Below are 19,871 nucleotides of genomic sequence, written 5' to 3' on the forward strand. Positions count from 1 at the left end.
AATATCTTTAATTCCAAACATTCAAAAGATAAAATATGATATGATTGTTATGAAGATATTTACCAACTAATAAATGCGCCCTAGACTTACGTACTAGGGCGCATTTATTTTTTAGTATGTAACTCCTTCACTCATCTATTATCCACAAAATAAGTATCATATGCCTTATCAAATTCATATCCTAACTTTTCTGCTAGTTTAGCAGATGTAGTATTCGCTGCGTCCCAGTTTGGATACTTTCCATTTTCTAAGCAATCCAATATAAGAGCTGCACTTACTACAGTTGCCAAGCCCTCTCTTCTATGATTGTGATCAGTCGCAACTTCAATTTCAATCCCATCATTATAAATACTATACGAGGATGCACCGCATACAATTTCTCCGTTATATAAAATGCTATAACCTATACCACGGTTTATATAATCTTCTACCGAATGAAATTGACTTGTGAAATCTTCAGATATCTTATGTAATGTAGGGCTATTTGCGATATGCTCGTCTATTCTTCTTAACTCATATTCTTTTGGAAGTGCTGATATAAAAGATTTTAATTTTGAACGATTAAAAACTTCTGGATTTCGTTTGAATTTATAACGTAAAAACTTATCTATTTTTCTTTCATGGAATGTTTCTAAGCGTTGTTTCCACTCTTCACTATTTACGATAACTAAAATTCTTTCTGGAATATTACGTAATAACTCTTCTGTTTCTTTCGTATTTGGGTCTCCAGCGTAAAATGTAAAAATCCCTACCGTAACTTGTGCTACTTTTGGATTTTCAAGATCATTTACCCAAGCAGTACCCATATGCCCTTGTAAATAAGAAAGTAAAACAACGTTATTGAAATCCTCAAACATAGAAACTAGTTTTTTTCTTGTATGTATATTCGCTTCATATATCATTTACATTCCCGCCTTCTTTAGAATCAACTACTCTTAACATTTTCATGAGCGCTCCATAATTCGTATTCATATACATACCCACCTGTTCATCATAAAAGCAATTGACTATTAAATTAAAACTTCGAATATTTATAAAATATCAGTAAACATAAAATGATTATAACATCTACTAACTATGAAATGATCAACATATAAAATAAGTCAACAATAAATATATTTCTTACCCGTTAACAAACGGTTTGAAGGACCAACATAATTAATTATGTAACAACCCTCAACAATAGTTTGAGGGTGCATTTAAATACATGTGTTATAACTCATTTTTATAAATAAAAGATTCCGTCTCACCGTTCTTATATACTTTAGTCAATTTAACAACTGATTTGTACGTGTTAACGTCATCCTCTATCATTTTTTTCATCTCTTCTATTTCGGCATCACCAGTTCCGCCCTCTATTTTTAAACAGTTCGAAATGGAAAGGTATCCGCTTGATGCCAATATAAAAATAAAAATCGTATCAGGAAAATTAATAAATAATAATCCGTAGTTTAAAGGGTCTCCAGCTGGATGTGATAAAAGTAATCGAAAACCTACCAGTTCAGGTACTTGAACAAAATCTCTAGAAACTCTCGCCTCACCTACTATAGTAATTTGCTTTACTACATTCCCGAGATCATCTGTAAATTCAGTACATCTAGGTGGATTAATTGTTGTTGCTTGGAAAGACACATTTAATTCAGGATTGTTAAAATCGAAAAAGATTGTACTCCCCTCTGTTAAACAATGCGGGCAAACATTTCCTAGCAAGCTAAAGTCCTCTTCAATATATTTAACTTTTGTTTTGCAACTACATACTTTCCCTATTCGAATTGCATCAATCTTTGAACAATCGACAAATATAACCTCATTGTCTTCTTGTACGAATGATACGATACCTGTTTTCTTATTAAATGAAAGAAAATAAGATACAGCAATTTCGTTTCCTGCTATTATGATACTTTCAACTTTTGTATACGGTTCTAGACTCTGTAAAAACTCACATATACTATTTTGGCAACACCCACAATTACGTTTCGGTTCACACCCCACTTACACTCCATCCCTTCTCTATATAGAATTGCTACTACATATATATGAGAAGAAAATAAGAAAAGCTTGGACAATATAACGTTAACGTAGCAATATCGTTACCTAATCGTACATTTATATGGAAATCACACCATTTTTGAGTAAGGACACATAATTTTTACTATAAATACATATAACAATTTCATCTTTCATGAAAAAAACGTTATAATAAGGTGTAGCCTCTACGATTACGTTATAAAGGAGATTAAAACAATGGCTAAAATTAAAGTATACCAAGCAAAAGAGGAAAATATGGAAGCAGTAAAAAACATCATTGATGTTGAGGAACAAAACCCAACTGCTGAAAACTTACAAAATCTATACGCATGTGTATTAGATACTGAAGATATGGCATTGCCTGAATCATACATTGAAGAAGATATCTTAATTGATTCTATTGAAGTTATGGTTAACGCTTCTCAAAGCAAAGTAAGAGACTTAGGTGCTTACGATGTAATCGAAGTTCAAAACAAAGGTAAGAAAACACAAATTTTACTCTTAGCAGACGAAGAATACGAAATTATCGAAGGCTAATCTAAATCCGTACATACGAAAAAGCTCCTTTCCAATTAGAAAGGAGCTTTTTCATTACGCTTTTGATGTTTCACTCTTTTTATTCGTTTGTTGTTTCTTAATTACCATGCGCTCATTTCCCATAAAGAAAATGAATATGAATGCTAATCCAGCTGGTACCAATGCCCACATGAATGTTTGAACAATTGAACTAGAAAGAGCGTCAATAATCTTATCTAATATTTGCGGAGGGATTTGAGATCTTGCCGATTCTGATAGAATAGCTCTTGAATCCCCTAAAGCGTTTGTATTCATTCCCCCGCTCATCCCTTTAAATGCTTCTTCTAATTGATCTTGGAAACCTGTTCTTTGGATCATTCCGAAGATTGTAATGCCTAGTGTCATTCCTAACGAACGAATGAAGTTACTCGTTGAAGTCGCAGACCCGCGCTGTTCCATACCGAAGTTGTGAATAGCTGCCATACTTAGTACAGAGAATGAGAAACCGACTCCAAATCCGATAATAATCATATAAACTGTTAATAATGCACGACTTGTTTCTGGTGTTAACGTGCTTAATAAGAATAGTCCAATTAGCATAATAACCGCAGAAATAATCATAATGTTTCGGTAGCTAAGTTTAGTTGTTAAAAATCCGCCTAACTGCGCTGTTACGACTGATCCTAACATCATCGGTAAAAGTAATAATCCTGAGTTTGTTGCGGTACCACCGTATACACCTTGAATAAATAACGGAATGTACACAGTTGCTGACATAAATGCAGCACCGTAACATAAAGCAATAATTGTACTCATTCCGAATAAGCGCTGCTTAAACATCTCAAATGAAATAATTGGTTCTTCTACTTTTCGTTCAATAAAAATGAATGCGATGATTAAAATAGCGAATCCACCAAATAAGCTTAAAATAAAGCTAGAATCCCAATCATATTTTTGTCCGCCTAGTTCAAGCGCAAACATTAAAGAAACTACTGCACCAACTAAAGTAATTGCACCAAACCAATCAATCTTTTGCTTCCTATGAACGCGTGATTCTTTATAAAAGAATGTAATAAAAATAAGTGCTAAAATGCCAAGTGGTAAGTTAATATAAAATACCCAGTGCCAGCTAATGTAGTCGGTAATATATGCGCCAAGTAATGGCCCGAAAATACTAGATAATCCAAATACCGCTCCGAATAAACCACCCATTTTCCCGCGTTTTTCAGGTGGGAAAATATCAAAAACGATAGTAAACGCGATTGGCACTAATGCCCCGCCGCCAATACCTTGAATGGCACGATAAATACCTAACTGTGTAATATTTTCAGCAGTACCACAAAGTGCCGAACCAATCATAAAGACAATTAAACCGAAAATAAAGAATCTCTTTCTACCATACATATCTGATAGCTTACCGAAAATCGGCATGCCTGCCATTTCTGCGACCATATAGGCAGAAACGACCCATACAAAGTTTTCGAGGCCTCCTAAGTCACCAACGATTGTTCCCATCGCCGTTACGACAATGGTATTATCCATCGATGCCATTAAAATACCTAGCAATAAGCCCGCCACAACAAAGCCGAGCTTATTATTCTTCTCAACCATATCTCTTGCTCTCCCTCATACTACTTATATTTGTTTATGTTCTTTTACGACTGCATTACCTTTTTGATTAAAACTAGTATGATATTCTACAACACTAATTTCACATCCAGGACCAATTGTGACGTTGTTGCCTCTTACAACTTCAGCAATCGTATGTTCTAAATAGATATCATCTCCTTCAACAATCGAAGTTTGGAGGTTTCCAGCATGACTAGTAAAAGGAATAAATCTCGCTTTTTTACGAACAGTAATCTTTTTACCACCAATTTCTCTTACCTTACTGCCTTCATAACGAAGTGAGATTTGAATATTTTCAGCATTAAGTAATCCATCACTTTCAAGACCACCAGTTAATGATAAATCTTCTACTTCAATATCTCCCTTTACATTTAAAGCACCTTTTACATCTACGAAATCACCTGAAAACTTTCCTTCAATATCTATCATACCTCTAACTTTTGTTTTTTCAATATGAGCATCACCATGAATTTGTGTATTACCATATACTTTTACATATTCCGCATCTACATTTCCTTGTACTTCGTTATCTCCATACACGACATAGTTTTTCACTTTCACATTACCGTGTACATCACTCGTTCCGTACGTTTTAAACTCATTGCAACTCATATCATTGGTAATTGTTCCTTCACCGCGAATCTTCACTTTATTATAATCTCCGCCTGCTGAATTACCAGAACCATTTACTGTGAGACTATGTGGATGTTCCATACTGATTTCTCCCTTCCGTTAAACCTGCTTAATTTCTTTTACATTTGCATTTTTATCAACAGTAAGAACACCGGTATATTCAATCAGTTCAATCTCACAGTTTGCTCCTACTGTAACATTGTTTCCTCTTACCGTTCTTATATGAGCATAATCAATATCGATATTGTCACCTTCTAATAGTTCAGCTTCTAACTGCAAGCCAAACACTGTTTTAAATAACCTACTAAATGTACCTGATCTATGTCTTACTTTAATCGTTTGACCACCAATTTCTTTCGCTCGACATGTACCGTGAATATTTATATTAATTTCATCTGCGCTTAATAAACCACCGATTGTAAATTGTCCTTCTGAAGAAAAAGTATCCACTTCACAATTACCGTCAATTGTAGCTTGACCATTGACTTTAAATTCTTCACCAGTGACATTTCCACCTATCGTACCTTTTCCTGCAATTTTCAAACTGTTTGCTTTTACATTTTGCGTAATTGTTGCTTTTCCATCAATTCGCATCGTTTCAGTATGAACTGTACCATCAACTTTACCAGATCCGCTAATTCGTGCACTGCTACTTTTCAAATCACCAGTAACTGCACCGTAACCGTTACATTCAAATTGCTCACATTCAACATTTCCATTCACAGTTCCTTTTCCGTTTAATTGCACTTTATGAAACTCGCCGCCATTCGATGAACCGTAACCATTTATAATCAAATTATCTGTACGCATACTTTCTCCTCCACTAGAACAATTTAGTTTTTAATGCTTCGGTATATTTCATAATCGCTTCGCGTAAAACGATTTTGGTGCCTTTTTCAAAAATTAAATCGTCCACGTTTGAAACTAATAAACATGTAGAAATCCCTAACTTTCGGACAATGATTAAGTCACAAGTTTTATGTTTCATTGCTTCATAATTTTCACGTAAAACTTGCAAGACCATTTTTCCTTCTTCTAAACTAATCTCTCCTGATTGTAGTAATTCTTCTAACATGTACACATAAAGAATGTCTACAAATTGAAACTCTGCTGTTTTATTCGTTTGTTCTATGAAAAATTGTAAAACTGGTTCTGATGCAATCCCCTTGTATAAAATGTCTTCCTTTGTTAAAAGAATTTCTCTCACACTCGGTGAAAACATGTTAGCTAGTTCATCAAGTGATAAATCCTCTTTCATCGTTTGGATTTTATCGATACGCTCTAATATCTTTTCTTTCGGAAAAAATGTCTCTTGACCTGTAAACGTTGATTTTCGTACAAACCAATCTTCCGGGATTAAATTTTTTCTTTTCCACCTATATAACTGTCCGTATGAAATACCAGTTAGTTCTAATAAATCTTTTTTTGAAATTAAATCTGTACTCAACTGTATAACACTCCTTCCTGATAACAATGTAACATAACACTGTTACGCTGTAAATAGACTTTTATCACAAGTAGCGTAACAATGTGTAAAACAAACCTATTCCTACATACAAAAAAGGCTCTTACACACCTTATGAAAATGTGCAAAAGCCCTTATATATCAAGACTTAAACCAAATATTATAAAAATCAATCCAACCTTGTGAATTAATCATTATATTTTGAACTTTTTCATGTGTACTTACCTCTTGTTTATTACGATATAAAGGAATAACATGAATTTGACGTAACAAAGTATCCTCGATATCGCGTAACAGTGTAACTCTTTTCTCTAATTCTTCTTGTCTAAAATAAGGAGACAACTTTTCATGAAAGTCCATGCTGCTTTGTCCATGAATAAAACTATTTTTTGTAAGAAACATATATAATAGACTATCTTCTATTCGTTCACTAATTGTGGCACTATCATGCATCATATCGGCCTTTTTTATCGTACTTATTTCCAATAGCTCTTCTATATCAAGAAAATTATTTTCTACACGAATCCCGTATTTCGCACACTCTTTTTGTATCCACTGTGCATCTTCAACATGATCTCGTCCTGTAAATGTGTAGAGTTGTAGCACTTCATTATGATAAGTACTCCTTTTAATTAAACTTTCTACATCTTCCTCAATCTCTACAATGCTTTCACCTGCTAATATTAGTTTTTTTGCCACTTCTCCACGTTCTCCGCCGAGTTCTTGAACGATTGTATAACCATGAATGATGTTATATAACGCTTTCCGAAATAACGCATCTTGCATTGGTCCTTCTTTCGTAAGATTACATGTTATATATGTCACGTTCGACTCAAGCCGGGACAATTCTTTATTATGTTTTTCTTTATCTTTATACTGCGCCTTTACTAAAACATCGTATGTACTTACACCTTGTTCTACATTCCACAACTCAACACGATCTAAAAAAGGTCTTTCACGAAAATATAAAGGATGTCCTTCTAAAATGAACAGATTTTCATTACTTTTATATAATTGAAAAGGCCCGGTTCCAATTAGCCCTCCTGCTTCATCTTCATTCACGATAGAACACTGTTCTGCACTTAGCATATGTAAAAACATTCGATTTTCTGTATGTAATTGAATTTCGAAAACGTAGTCATCCACTGAACGGATACTTTCAACGTGTTGTAACATCCATGCGTGTGCATTATTTTCCAGCTTCATAAATCGATTCAACGAGTATATAACATCATGTGCAGTAAGTTGTTTTCCATTATGAAAGTGAACTCCTTTTCGTAAGTAAAACGTCCATATTTTTTCAGCGTCATTATATTCCCAGTGAAATGCAAGTCTTGGCTCTATAATGTTTGTATTACCGTCTACATACACGAGTGTGTCGAATATATGTTTTACCATATGGCATTCTGAGCGCATTGTAGCGTATACAGGATCTAATGTGATATCTAAATTCATTTGTACTTGCAACCGGAGTACATCTCTTCTCCCTTCAGATGTCATTTCAACCTTATGACCAAATATTGAATCCACCCAGGAATGATATTCTCCCTTTACCGATGGAAAATGTGAGCTATAGCGTTCCACAAATATACTTCCGCTTTTCACATCCCCTTTTTTCGTTATTTCTTTTCCTCTATCTAAAATTAAAGATATCGGGTGCTTTTGAAATATTAACTTAGACCGATTTCCTCTGCCGCGACCTGGAAACCACTTAATCCAATTTAACTCATCTAATTTTTTTATAATTAATTTACTATTGCGCTCTGTACAAAATAATGTACCAGATATATTTTGCACTGTTACTTCCAATCGTTCTCCCTCTTTTTTTCCTTTTCCATAAGCAATCCATAGTTCAATGTATTGATCTAAAATAAACATCATACTCCCCCTAAAAGGTGAAAAATCCTCCCTATAGTTTCTACCCTTTTTCCAACTCTCCTTTCATCTTATCATTTCAATATAGAAAGGAGGAATTAATATTGAATTATCTCTTACTTCGTTACAATAAACCTATTTTTATTAGATTGTGTGGTGAATTATTAACCCGAACGACTGAATCTATGTTAGCTCTCATTATGATTATTTACGTCAATAAAATGTTAAACGGCAATGTAATAATAACTATGCTAATTTTCGGATTACAGCCACTTTCAGACATTTTATTTACACTTATTGCTGGAGGAATTACTGATAAATATGGCCGAAAAAAGATTATGTTACTCGGATTATTACTACAAGGTGTTGCAATCGGTAGTTTCGTTTTCGCTCAATCCGTTTTTATATTTGCACTGTTATATGTCATTAATGGTATTGGCCGTTCCTTATATATTCCAGCTCAACGTGCACAAATTGCTGATTTAACAAAACAAGAGCAGCAAGCAGAAATTTTTGCTCTCCTACAAACGATGGGAGCAATCGGATCCGTAGTCGGCCCTTTAATCGGTGCAAGTTTTTATAATACTCACCCAGAATATTTATTTATCGTGCAAAGTGTAACTCTTACGATATATGCCGTTGTTGTTTGGACCCAGCTCCCAGAAACTGTTCCACCTATAAGTAAGTCGAAACAAACAGTTGAGGCAAGTTCACCAAAGCAATTTGCTTTTAAACATTACGCCATATTCGGTCTTATGGTTTCTACACTTCCTATTAGCTTTTTTTATGCACAAACTGAGACGAATTATCGTATTTTTGCAGAACATGTATTTCCTAATCTCGTATTCATACTCGCATTTATTTCAACATGCAAAGCCATTTTGGAAATCATTCTACAAATCTTCCTCGTAAAATGGTCTGAACGATTTTCTATGGCGAAAATCATCCTTATTTCTTACGCCTGCTATACAATAGCTGCAGTTGGCTTTAGTTATTCAACGACGATATTGTCGTTATTCTTCACCTTACTCTTTTTAGTCATTGGAGAAAGTATTGCTCTAAACCATTTATTACGATTCGTTTCAGAAATTGCACCTCATGATAAACGTGGTTTATATTTTTCAATTTACGGTATACACTGGGATATATCTCGAACGTGTGGACCAATTATTGGTGCAGTTATATTAAGTAAGTTAAATGGAAGTATACTGTTTTATATTTGTGCTAGCTTCTTATTAGTTGGAGGTATTGTTCAAGCGCTATTTGTTCAAAGTTTGGAACGTAAAAAAATCGTGAACCATCCTACACATAATTTATAGGTTACTACTTTTTCAGTAGATCAATATTTCTTATTGGATGAATATTAAAAAACAAAAGTGAAGTATTTTGCATATGAAAGTATGTTTTATATGACAGGAGACGTTCCTTGTTTACAACTAAAAACACCTCACTTCAAGAAAGTGAGGTGTTTTTGAAATCACTTAATTTCTTATCCTGCCATTTTATTAATACTATCCTCTGGCGAAAATACGGAAATATGATCGACCTTACCAGTCGATTTTGGAATGACAAATTTCAATTCATACTGGTTATTTACTTTGTATACATATATTTTATCTTCACCATTCTCTTTAACTGAAGATGGTTTTCCTAATGCTTTTTCAATTTCTTGTAATGTAATCAATTTTAGTTCTGCATGATATGAGCGTACATCAAAAACTTGTGACCCTTTATTAAATCCGAAAACAACATTTTTATTTGTAAAAGTTGCGTACATTCCATTCCCTGCATATTCGGTTTTATTTGCTTTCCCCCACGCTTTTTCAATTTCTTCAATATCCCCTGTATGGGCTCCAAATGGCACATTAGGTACCTTTCCTTCTTTTGCTAGTTCAAACAAATCTTTAACGTGGTTAATTGATTTTTGATTAAGTGTTCTATCTTTCGAATCTTGCTCAGCTGATGGTTTTATTGTTTTTTCATTACTTGGTTTTGCTTCAAGATTTTTCTTTTCTTCTGAAGAATTGCTTTGTTCATTTTTATTATTTTCCGAGGCTGGATTTGCTTCCTTTTTTTCGTCTGTCCCTTTACATGCTGCTAATGCAAATGTGCATGTAAAAGTAAGAAATAACATAACTATTTTCAAATATACCTTCATCATTTTTACCCCCTATTGTATTTTATTCATTTCGATAATCAACCGGATGCGAAGTATAGTATTAATTAAGGACTTCTAATTCTAAATCGTCACTTTCCCATAATTTTAAAAAACTTGGAATTATATTGTTAATCATCGTATTCATCTCCTTCTTTAAACCTTCTCTTCTCAATGATAATATCCTCTATCTATACTGTCACAACAGCTCCTTGAAACAAAAAAACCAGTAGGAAGTGATTACTCTTTTCCTACTGGTTGAAATGAAATTAAACGGTAAATCTTAGCTTCTTAAAAAATGTAGCGATAGTGTTTTTTACTGTTTCAAAATTATAAGCAAACGTGTTATCTCCACTTAATGATGAAATACATGTTAAACCTGCAGCTTTAATAAAAGCTTTTACATCTACAAGCATAGAATTAGCCTCCAAGAATTTAATTACAATCATTATAACAGGTGTTTTAAGACGCTAACATGAAAGTAATAAATAAATTTCTATTATTAATTTATCCCGCTATTTGCCGGGCAGTAAGATCCCCACCTCAAAATTCAGCGGAAACAAAGCAGTTAGGTGGGGGCCCTGCTGCCCGTAAAAGCTAAATTGGTGAGGGCTGATAATCAGTGGGAATGAACAAAACCCCCACTGATTAAAATTTCACCTTATTTAGCTTACAGTACACCATTTCAATGTCATATAAAAAAGCTGCCCAAAAAGAGCAGCTTCAAATATGTATATTACACTTCGATTGATTTACCATCTTCAACAATATGATAAAGTAAATGCGCTAAATGATGAATTGGACCGTATTCTTCCTCTTCCTCATCTGTTTCGCCTTGGAATTCAAGATCGTTTAAGTATAGTGCTAAAAATTGATAGTATAGTTTTAAATCAAATCCGTAGCATGCAGTTGGTTCTTCATGATCCCCTTCATATTGTAACATTAAGTATTGATCATTTCCTTCTGCATCTTCTGCATCAAAGAATACGAAGAAGCCAACGTTTGTATCTAAATCAAATAAATGACGAGTACCTTTTTCAGTTGCTTTATTGAAGTCCTCTTCACTTAATTTATGTACTGTTGTCGCTTTTGCATTATCTTCTTGATGGAAATTTACTGTAAATGATTTCAATGCTGACACCTCCTGATTGTATAATACTAGCATAACATATAAAAAGGACTGCTTACAAATGTAAACAGTCCTTACATTCATTTTCGCATTGCTCGTAATAAGAAGCTTACGATGAAAATTAAAATAATCGCACCGATTAAAGCTGGAATAATTGCATATCCGCCAATGACTGGACCAAAACTACCAAGTAATTTCGAACCAACCCAAGAACCGATAATACCAGCAATAATATTACCAATTACACCACCAGGTACGTCCTTTCCAGTAATTAAGCTCGCAAGCCATCCTAATATACCACCGACGATTAAAGACCAAATCATATAATAACCTCCTTTACATTTCACCAATCAAAATATAATTAGAAACAATTGCTTACCATTAGTTATGTGACATTTTTCATAAGTTATTCATGTTGTTCAACTTTAAGATTTTTGAGAATAATACACACAGATTAAACCTTTTTTTGAACTAACGATTTATCCGACTTGTTATTACACACATTAAGAACAATCTGGCTTCAATATTGTTCGCATAAACTCTTCTTTAAAAGCTGCATAGTTAAAACCAACAGCAATTCTTTGAATCGGCCGATCATCAAACCTTGTTGGCTCAGCTATTTTTCTAAAGTCTGCTACACTTTGGCCCCTAGTCACATCATTTGTCGTACTAATCCACACTGCCGATTTTTTATATTCGAAAATACTGTCATTTATAAACGAGATAAACGGTAGTAAATCGTGTATAGGACTTCCACCAATACCCGGATATTCTTTTTTATAGAAATTCTCATAATAAAAATCAATCATTGGTTTAATGAGTTTCGCCTGTCCAGTTCCTTGTTTATCTATTATATTGGCCATTTCAGGCGTAATAAGCGCGCCCTGTGTTACATTTAACGGGTATATGCTAGCGTTTTTCGCATATTTCATAACAATATTTGCTGCAATTGGATCACCATAAAAATTCGCTTCAGATACTGGTGTAACATTACCTGGAAATAGGAAAGCGCCGCCCATTATATAATACGAACAAATACGATCCATTATATTTGGATACAATAAAAATAACGTAGCAAGCGTCGTTAGTCTCCCTGTCGCCACAATTATAATATCTTCTGGACAAGGTTCGATTAATTTGATTAATTCACAAAAATTTTCTCGTTTACAAATTCTCATCTCAGGTGGAATAATAGGACCTAAACCGTGATCCCCGTGGATTTCAGGGAAAAACAAAGGCTCTTCAGCTGTCATCGGTCTACTCGCACCTTCAATAATTTTCACTTGTGTAGCATAGTACCTTTCTAAAAAATAAACATTTTCCGTAACGATATCTCGTGATACATTCCCGTACTCAGCAACAATACCTAGAATATCTAATTTACATGTTTTATTTGCATAAATTAACGCTACGGCGTCATCAATACCAAAATCTCCAAAAAAGATAATTTTCTTATTAACTATTCTCACCCCTCTTAAGCATAATCTACTATTATTATTATGTGAAAAAGACAAGGCGGTGAAACAGCGCAAACTAAAAAAGTCGCCTATTTATTGGCGACTTCAATCTTTTTATAAGACAAATATGCAAGTACATTTTTACTTGAATCGTATTTCGGGTTATTTCCTTTTCTCGGCTCTCTCATATGTGTCTTTTCAAATCCAGGAATGTCTGGCATTTTCCCCATAAATTCAAGCATTTCTTCCTCAGAACCTTCAATGCGTACACGAATCATTATAACTATTCCTCAATTCTCAGTTTCTCTGTACTAAGTATATCGTACTTCAGAAAGACTGCAACACATTTATCTTTTTAACGTTGTACTTTTTTTACATATAAACATAGCCATTTCAGTATAGAACGATTCTACTTTATTATTTTTAAATTGAATATTAAAATATCCCTTCATTTCGTTTGGTGCTTTCATCATACATTCTGTTAATTTTTCACGCTTTTGTAAAGGGACATCCATCATATTACACCACCAGTCAAAATCAAACTTCTTATCAAAAGTAAGACATGACTGCATTTGCAAACCGTTTTTTTCTAATAAAGTAAGCCATTCTGTCTTTTTTAGAGCTCGTTCATGACTTGGGTCTCGCTTTTTTTCTATAAAATTATAAAATGTATCATATTCATTATTTTCTGGCGAAACATTATCTGTTAAGATGAATAATCCATTATCCTTCAATGTACGATTTACTTCATAAATAAATTGAGCCGGATTCGTAAAATGATGGGCTGCAATCCGGCATGTGATTGTATCAAAAAAATGGGCTGCAAATGGTAAATCCTCTGCGTTTCCTGCTACAAAAGATACATTTTCATGCCCATTCTGCTTTATAAAAACTTTTGCTTTTTCTAACATCTGTTCTGTTAAATCAAGTGCAACTACTTCTTCAAACATGGGTGCTAACATATTTGCCACATGTCCGCCACCAGTAGCAACATCAAGAAGACGATTATTATGACGAGACTCAACTTGTTGAACTACATATTGTAAATCCAGTCCTTTAGCATGTATTTTACTATTTACATATTTATCTGCATTACTGCCAAACTGTTTTTTCACAAGCTCTTCTTTACTCATATTATCATCTTCTTTCTATTGTTATTTACATATACGACTCATATAATTATTACAATTCTCTTCATGTATTTTCAAATCCTCTTTTCATCTCACTTCTCATCACGTTCCCGTATAATCAAAATAATATGATTATACGTTATTTCATTAAACAAAAAAAGGCTACGGGAACTTGCCCCCTAACCTGACTAAATATTTACTACATTTTTATTTCTTCATATATATCTATATAATATAAATCCTCTTTCAACTTCATAATAACATCTACTTCGTTATAAGTAGCCTCACGAGCATGTAAACCAAATTGATCCATACCAATCCATATCCACCCAGGTGTAAGATATAAAACATCTATATTAAAATAATCTAACTTAGTAAGCTCCGATGTAATAAATTTATCTTTATTAGCGATTTGTTTATCTATTAAACCATATTCTTTTCCATTTTCAAATAGCGATATAAATTTCCCTACAATCGGATGTTCACGAACAATAAAATGATATTCTTTTTCCTCTATATTTACCACAATCAAACGAGAAACAGATAAATCAGGCCCTGAATTCGACATATTTGTTTATTCACCTCCTTATATAGGCTTCTTAAATATGATAACAAATGAATATTCAAATTAAGTTAATATAATGTAAAAAATAAAAAAGCTGAATCCCCTTTAGAAATCAGCCTTTATAATTCGATCAACTTTATTCTTTTACAAATTATTATAATGTTTCTTTTTCCTCATCATTTCCGGAAACTAAATTTCCTATAGCATCCGCTGTTACTTCCACTACAAACTCACAAATACCTGCTACAACTTCTCCAATTACTTCATCCATCTTTTTACCCCCTTATTTTATGTAACTTATTTGTAGTATAGAAGAAATTAGCGAATGTAAACTATCGAAAAAGGTGACATAAACCTTACAGAATTGTAAGCTCTTTCATCCCTCTGCTTATCCCCTTTGAAACTTCAAGTATTTTTAGCAGACATATAGGCCATCATAAATATGAAGCAAGTAATAATCTAGTGTCAGGAGGCGTTTAATATGTATTACGTAAAATTAATTAAAGGTCAATCTTTCTACGCTTTTGATCATCGTTTCTTGGTGTCTGAAGAAGAAGAGGTTTCAGAGAAAATTTATAATTACTTACGACGTAATGAATTTTTTGAAGTACGTAAAGAAGAATACTCTGCTTAATTACAAAAAGCATTAAGAAGCATATCATCTTATTGTGATATATTCTTAATGCTTTTATGTGAATTTCTTCTTTTCAATAATTGTTGTTGACTCTATTAAATAATCTAGTATTTGTCCAAGCTAATTCTTCACTATTTTCATATTCTAGTATATGAGGAGGTGAAGAATATGACTCATATCATTGATTACCAAGCTACTCAACCTATTAGTAAAACTGGTGAAACAACTTTTGCAATCCCAGCTTCTCCAAATAAAGCAATTTTAGCAAATTTGAAATTGAGAATTTCAAGTAGAGATTCACGTAATAATCGAGTAGAATTAATCGCTACAATTGGTGTAGAAGGTATAACTGAGACTTCACAAGTTTTATTCCGAATTTTCCGTGATAACATTGAAATTTTTAATGCGCAAGTAGGTATTGAATCTACAGATTCTGAACAATTCTACGTACAAACATTTCAAGCTATAGATCAAAACGTTAGCAGTGGAACACACGAATATTCATTAACTGTAGAAAACCTTACTAGTGGTGCAAGCGCAGAAGTTGTTGGCCCACTATCTTTTAGCGCTTTAGCTATTGGACAAGAGCGTAAATGTTGCTAAGTGAATCTAATATTTAATTTTGTACTTGAGAAAAGCGAGGCGTAGTTATACGTTCTTGCTTTTTTATATGTATCCTTACTTTCTATTAGCTTTAATCATAATTTTTTTACGTTTTGATTCACTTATTTCATCAATTAACACATCAAATTTTTGACCAATCAAAAAGATTGAAATCCAATTATGAAACACGTAATATAGACTCTGACTCTAAAAAAGTTCGTATGAAAAGAATACATAAATAAGGAGGTTTTATATACGAGTTTTTCATTTTAAAAGACGGAGAGGTTTTAATGTTATGTGGCGTAATAAAAACGTTTGGATTGTTTTAATTGGGGAGTTTATTGCAGGTCTAGGATTATGGCTTGGTATTCTTGGCAACCTTGAATTTATGCAAAAATATGTCCCTTCTGATTTCATGAAATCAGTTATATTATTTATCGGACTATTAGCCGGTGTTCTAGTTGGACCTATGGCTGGCCGTGTCATCGATCAGTATGAAAAGAAAAAAGTTCTTCTTTACGCTGGGTTTGGTCGAGTTTTAAGTGTTATTTTCATGTTTTTTGCTATTCAATTTGAAAGTATCGCATTTATGATCGCATTTATGGTTGCTCTTCAAATTTCAGCAGCATTTTATTTCCCTGCATTACAATCTGTAATTCCACTCATCGTACGTGAGCATGAGTTATTACAAATGAACGGTGTACATATGAATGTTGGTACAATTGCTCGTATTGCAGGCACTTCACTAGGTGGAATTCTTTTAGTTGTGATGAGTTTACAGTACATGTATGCCTTCTCAATGGCAGCATACGCCTTATTATTCCTCTCGACTTTCTTCCTACAATTCGAAGACAAGAAATCAACAACACCAAGTAAACAAGCTGCAAAAGATAATAGCTTTATGGAAGTATTTCGTATTTTAAAAGGAATTCCTATTGCTTTTACAGCACTTATATTAAGTATCATCCCTCTATTATTTATAGCTGGGTTTAATTTAATGGTTATTAACATTAGCGAAATGCAACATGATCCTACGATTAAAGGGTTCATATATACAATTGAAGGTGTCGCATTTATGTTAGGTGCCTTCGTAATTAAACGTCTATCTGATCATTTCAAACCTGAAAAATTACTATATTTCTTCGCAGTTTGTACTGCTTTTGCACATCTGTCATTGTTCTTTAGCGATATAAAATGGATGGCTCTTACATCATTTGGTTTGTTTGGGTTTAGTGTTGGCTGCTTCTTCCCTATTATGTCGACGATTTTCCAAACGAAAGTGGAAAAAAGTTATCACGGTCGCCTCTTCTCATTCCGTAATATGTTTGAGAGGGTTATGTTCCAAATCGTCTTACTTGGCACAGGCTTCTTCTTAGATACAATTGGGTTACAATATATGGTTCTCATCTTTGGAGTCGTTTCATTATTGATTATTTCTATTTCCCTTTCTAAGCAGAAACATTATGAAAAACAGCATTCGCAATCTGCAAATTTATAAAATAAACAAAGAAGTATGGGTCTAATATTGAATCCATACTTCTTTGTTTTATAATACGCCTATTTATTACGTTTATTGAAATTACCTAAAGGAGTATCCCCCTTTTATTTCGAATAGATTATAAAAAGTACTCTTTATAAAAGGAGTGGTAAAATGTCTGATGGCATCGAAGTATTTATTGTCCTGCTCTTTGCAATTGCTCTGTTTAGCATCCTAAACTTTTTAGCCATTTCCTTATCTGGACATAGTTTAAAAAAAAGAATCGTGGCAGGTTTCATATTTTTACTACTGACTCCCATTATTTTTTTGACTATCGCAACATTTGCTTCTATATTCGATAAAGCAGGATTTGGCGCAGGTACGTTAGCCTTTATGATCGCAAGCGTATATATATTAAATGGAATAGTGATTCTGCTTTCCTCTTTATTTATCCTCAAAAAAGACATAACATAGGCTATAGTACTAGCATGAATCTGACTTTACACTAGATTCATGCTTATTTAATTTCTCTTAAATTTTTATATGAAATTAAATAATTCTTTAAAAAAATTTAAACTTTATTTATTATAATATCCCTATCGTATTCGCACGTTTATTCAAATTTAAAAGAAAGGAGCACAAAATGAAAAAGGTTCTACTTACAATTCCTATACTAATCATCCTACTTAGTGGATGCAGCAATAACGATATATACGGTTCTTGGGAAGTCGTTGACAATAAAAAAGGTGAATGCCCTGTATATTATAAATTTGAAACAGTTGTCAAAAAAGAAAATAAAGAGGAAATTGTGCAAAATTTAGTAGAAATGCAGACAACAAAGAATAAAGACGATTTATATAAAGGCTCATTTGTCAAAAATTCTAATGTATATCACATTGATTATGGTAATTCATTTACATCGGACCAAACTTTAAAAGTTGCCGACGGTACATTAAATGTATACTTTTTGACAGCCGAAAAATTATGCACATATAAAAAGAAATGATTACATTTCAGAGGAGACGCAGAAAATATTTTCTGCGTTATTTCACTTTAGAAATCGGCCACAAAAATAGCCCTTGTTTTCGTATTCTTTTTCATTCAAAACATGAGAAATATACTTAATAAAAACTAGAAAATACCTTAAGTTATATAAAATGAATCCTATAATAGACATTTCAATTAACACATCTACGCTATTTACATCGATACTTTTCAAAATAGGCTAATCCTTCCTCTAAATTTGTCAATCGTTTTAATTTTCATAAAAAAATGATAAAATATAAACATGTGTTTTCAGAATAATTAAAAACGCAGAATGAAAGCACTGTTTTAGGAGGGGTTTTGATGACTTACACGTTAGCAACTAGAATGAAAGCATTCCAATCTTCTATATTTAGTGAATTAGGAGCCTATAAAAAAGAAAAAATTGCAGCAGGTCATAACATGATTGATTTGAGCATCGGAAATCCTGATATGCCGCCCGCTGATTTTGTAAGAGAAACAATGGTACATACAGCGAGTGAGAAAGAGAGCTACGGGTATACATTATCAGGTATTCAAGAATTTCACGAAGCTGTAACTGAATATTACAACAACACTCATAACGTTTTATTAAATGCGGATAAAGAAGTTTTATTATTAATGGGTTCACAAGACGGGCTCGTTCATTTACCTATGGTTTATGCAAATCCAGGTGATATTATATTAGTTCCTGATCCAGGATATACAGCTTATGAAACAGGTATTCAAATGGCTGGTGCAACATCTTACTACATGCCTTTAAAGAAAGAGAATGATTTCTTACCAGACTTAGAAGTCATCCCTAAAGAAATTGCCGATCAAGCAAAGATGATGATTTTAAACTTCCCAGGGAATCCCGTTCCAGCAATGGCTCATGAAGATTTCTTTAAAGAAGTAATCGCATTCGCGAAAAAGCATAATATTATCGTTGTCCATGATTTTGCTTATGCTGAATTTTATTTCGATGGTAATAAGCCAATTAGCTTCCTCTCTGTACCTGGTGCTAAAGAAGTTGGTGTAGAAATCAATTCTTTGTCAAAAAGTTATAGTTTAGCGGGTAGCCGTATTGGATATATGATTGGAAACGAAGAAATTGTTCGTGCACTTACTCAATTTAAATCTAATACCGATTACGGTGTATTTTTACCAATTCAAAAAGCGGCATCTGCAGCACTAAGAAATGGCGCTGCATTTTGTGAGAAAAACCGCAATATTTATCAAGAACGGAGAGATACTTTAGTCGATGGATTCCGAACATTTGGCTGGAATGTCGATAAGCCAGCTGGTAGTATGTTTGTCTGGGCAGAAATTCCACAAGGGTGGACTTCTCTAGACTTCGCTTATGCATTAATGGATCGTGCGAATGTCGTTGTTACACCTGGTCATGCATTTGGACCTCACGGAGAAGGCTTCGTACGTATTGCACTCGTTCAAGATAAAGAAGTGTTGCAACAAGTTGTTGAAAACATTAGAAATAGCGGCATTTTCGTTCTTGAAAAAGTAAATGAATTAGTTAAAAATTAATTCCGACTCCCCTGCTTAACTTTAGCAG

23 protein-coding genes are annotated in these 19,871 nt (G+C 33.4%); 8 read left to right on the top strand and 15 right to left on the bottom strand.

All coding sequences use genetic code 11. The features are described from left to right. Window positions 1-131: 131 nt before the first annotated feature. Together ACTFRU_RS02570 and ACTFRU_RS02575 are read right to left on the bottom strand one after the other, a co-directional pair. Window positions 132-902, bottom strand: a complete 771-nt coding sequence (locus tag ACTFRU_RS02570; RefSeq protein WP_102956029.1) for a GNAT family N-acetyltransferase — start codon at window positions 900-902, stop codon at window positions 132-134. Between the two features lie 310 nt (window positions 903-1,212). Next, entirely contained in the window at window positions 1,213-1,992 is a 780-nt protein-coding gene (locus ACTFRU_RS02575; RefSeq protein WP_102956028.1) for a BC_2878 family exosporium-associated protein, read from the bottom strand. Window positions 1,993-2,244: 252 nt separating this feature from the next. On the opposite strand from ACTFRU_RS02575, the gene ACTFRU_RS02580 reads away from it, so the two are divergent. Next, window positions 2,245-2,565: a hypothetical protein gene (locus ACTFRU_RS02580; protein ID WP_001062733.1), complete on the top strand. Its 321-nt coding sequence runs from the start codon at window positions 2,245-2,247 to the stop codon at window positions 2,563-2,565. A 54-nt stretch (window positions 2,566-2,619) separates the two neighbouring features. Here ACTFRU_RS02580 and ACTFRU_RS02585 read toward each other — a convergent pair whose 3' ends face one another. From ACTFRU_RS02585 to ACTFRU_RS02605, 5 genes are all read right to left on the bottom strand, one after another. Next, window positions 2,620-4,155 (bottom strand): MDR family MFS transporter, encoded by a 1,536-nt coding sequence (locus ACTFRU_RS02585; protein WP_000229616.1) that lies wholly within the window; start codon window positions 4,153-4,155, stop codon window positions 2,620-2,622. A 24-nt stretch (window positions 4,156-4,179) separates the two neighbouring features. Continuing rightward, window positions 4,180-4,887 carry a polymer-forming cytoskeletal protein gene (locus ACTFRU_RS02590; protein WP_000400903.1) on the bottom strand — a complete coding sequence of 236 codons (708 nt, stop codon included), beginning with the start codon at window positions 4,885-4,887 and terminating at the stop codon, window positions 4,180-4,182. 18 nt (window positions 4,888-4,905) lie between these two features. Beyond that, window positions 4,906-5,616, bottom strand: coding sequence for a polymer-forming cytoskeletal protein (locus ACTFRU_RS02595; RefSeq protein ID WP_440037444.1), 711 nt, complete (start codon window positions 5,614-5,616; stop codon window positions 4,906-4,908). 13 nt (window positions 5,617-5,629) lie between these two features. Beyond that, entirely contained in the window at window positions 5,630-6,253 is a 624-nt protein-coding gene (locus ACTFRU_RS02600) for a YhbD family protein (protein WP_440037445.1), read from the bottom strand. 159 nt (window positions 6,254-6,412) lie between these two features. After that, a complete protein-coding gene (locus tag ACTFRU_RS02605; RefSeq protein ID WP_049108077.1) occupies window positions 6,413-8,149 on the bottom strand; it encodes an SgrR family transcriptional regulator in 1,737 nt (578 codons plus the stop codon). Between the two features lie 101 nt (window positions 8,150-8,250). Here ACTFRU_RS02605 and ACTFRU_RS02610 point away from each other — a divergent pair, with 101 nt between their 5' ends. Beyond that, entirely contained in the window at window positions 8,251-9,465 is a 1,215-nt protein-coding gene (locus ACTFRU_RS02610) for an MDR family MFS transporter (RefSeq protein ID WP_001108463.1), read from the top strand. 170 nt (window positions 9,466-9,635) lie between these two features. On the opposite strand, the gene ACTFRU_RS02615 is transcribed toward ACTFRU_RS02610, so the two are convergent. From ACTFRU_RS02615 to ACTFRU_RS02650, 8 genes are all read right to left on the bottom strand, one after another. Further along, window positions 9,636-10,307: a YjgB family protein gene (locus tag ACTFRU_RS02615; protein WP_002204763.1), complete on the bottom strand. Its 672-nt coding sequence runs from the start codon at window positions 10,305-10,307 to the stop codon at window positions 9,636-9,638. A gap of 263 nt (window positions 10,308-10,570) precedes the next feature. Then, window positions 10,571-10,717 (bottom strand): hypothetical protein, encoded by a 147-nt coding sequence (locus ACTFRU_RS02620; RefSeq protein ID WP_000959548.1) that lies wholly within the window; start codon window positions 10,715-10,717, stop codon window positions 10,571-10,573. Between the two features lie 320 nt (window positions 10,718-11,037). Further along, window positions 11,038-11,433 (bottom strand): hypothetical protein, encoded by a 396-nt coding sequence (locus ACTFRU_RS02625; protein WP_000834883.1) that lies wholly within the window; start codon window positions 11,431-11,433, stop codon window positions 11,038-11,040. A gap of 77 nt (window positions 11,434-11,510) precedes the next feature. Next, window positions 11,511-11,753 carry a GlsB/YeaQ/YmgE family stress response membrane protein gene (locus tag ACTFRU_RS02630; protein ID WP_000638306.1) on the bottom strand — a complete coding sequence of 81 codons (243 nt, stop codon included), beginning with the start codon at window positions 11,751-11,753 and terminating at the stop codon, window positions 11,511-11,513. A 180-nt stretch (window positions 11,754-11,933) separates the two neighbouring features. After that, complete coding sequence (locus tag ACTFRU_RS02635; protein WP_001223682.1) at window positions 11,934-12,899, bottom strand: nucleoside hydrolase; 966 nt, start codon at window positions 12,897-12,899, stop codon at window positions 11,934-11,936. Between the two features lie 77 nt (window positions 12,900-12,976). Beyond that, a complete protein-coding gene (locus ACTFRU_RS02640; protein WP_000621873.1) occupies window positions 12,977-13,165 on the bottom strand; it encodes a DUF3970 family protein in 189 nt (62 codons plus the stop codon). Between the two features lie 69 nt (window positions 13,166-13,234). Then, a complete protein-coding gene (locus ACTFRU_RS02645; RefSeq protein ID WP_078403914.1) occupies window positions 13,235-14,020 on the bottom strand; it encodes a class I SAM-dependent methyltransferase in 786 nt (261 codons plus the stop codon). A 196-nt stretch (window positions 14,021-14,216) separates the two neighbouring features. Then, window positions 14,217-14,585 (bottom strand): hypothetical protein, encoded by a 369-nt coding sequence (locus ACTFRU_RS02650; protein WP_000071478.1) that lies wholly within the window; start codon window positions 14,583-14,585, stop codon window positions 14,217-14,219. 478 nt (window positions 14,586-15,063) lie between these two features. On the opposite strand from ACTFRU_RS02650, the gene ACTFRU_RS02655 reads away from it, so the two are divergent. The 6 genes from ACTFRU_RS02655 to ACTFRU_RS02680 all read left to right on the top strand — a co-directional run bounded on the left by ACTFRU_RS02655 (window position 15,064) and on the right by ACTFRU_RS02680 (window position 19,843). After that, entirely contained in the window at window positions 15,064-15,216 is a 153-nt protein-coding gene (locus ACTFRU_RS02655) for a YqbF domain-containing protein (RefSeq protein ID WP_000291905.1), read from the top strand. Window positions 15,217-15,384: 168 nt separating this feature from the next. After that, complete coding sequence (gene exsC / locus ACTFRU_RS02660) at window positions 15,385-15,819, top strand: exosporium protein ExsC (RefSeq protein WP_000148797.1); 435 nt, start codon at window positions 15,385-15,387, stop codon at window positions 15,817-15,819. Between the two features lie 295 nt (window positions 15,820-16,114). Continuing rightward, window positions 16,115-17,317: an MFS transporter gene (locus tag ACTFRU_RS02665; protein ID WP_000269261.1), complete on the top strand. Its 1,203-nt coding sequence runs from the start codon at window positions 16,115-16,117 to the stop codon at window positions 17,315-17,317. Window positions 17,318-17,470: 153 nt separating this feature from the next. Next, window positions 17,471-17,770 carry a hypothetical protein gene (locus ACTFRU_RS02670; RefSeq protein WP_065484089.1) on the top strand — a complete coding sequence of 100 codons (300 nt, stop codon included), beginning with the start codon at window positions 17,471-17,473 and terminating at the stop codon, window positions 17,768-17,770. A gap of 169 nt (window positions 17,771-17,939) precedes the next feature. Further along, the gene (locus ACTFRU_RS02675) at window positions 17,940-18,302 is read left to right on the top strand and encodes a hypothetical protein (protein ID WP_000757017.1); all 363 of its coding nucleotides are present in this window, start codon (window positions 17,940-17,942) and stop codon (window positions 18,300-18,302) included. 341 nt (window positions 18,303-18,643) lie between these two features. Then, complete coding sequence (locus tag ACTFRU_RS02680; protein ID WP_000222701.1) at window positions 18,644-19,843, top strand: LL-diaminopimelate aminotransferase; 1,200 nt, start codon at window positions 18,644-18,646, stop codon at window positions 19,841-19,843. The last annotated feature ends 28 nt before the right edge of the window (window positions 19,844-19,871 follow it).

The organism is Bacillus cereus group sp. MYBK220-1 (genome assembly GCF_051916445.1).
Taxonomy (GTDB): Bacteria; Bacillota; Bacilli; order Bacillales; family Bacillaceae_G; genus Bacillus_A; species Bacillus_A cereus.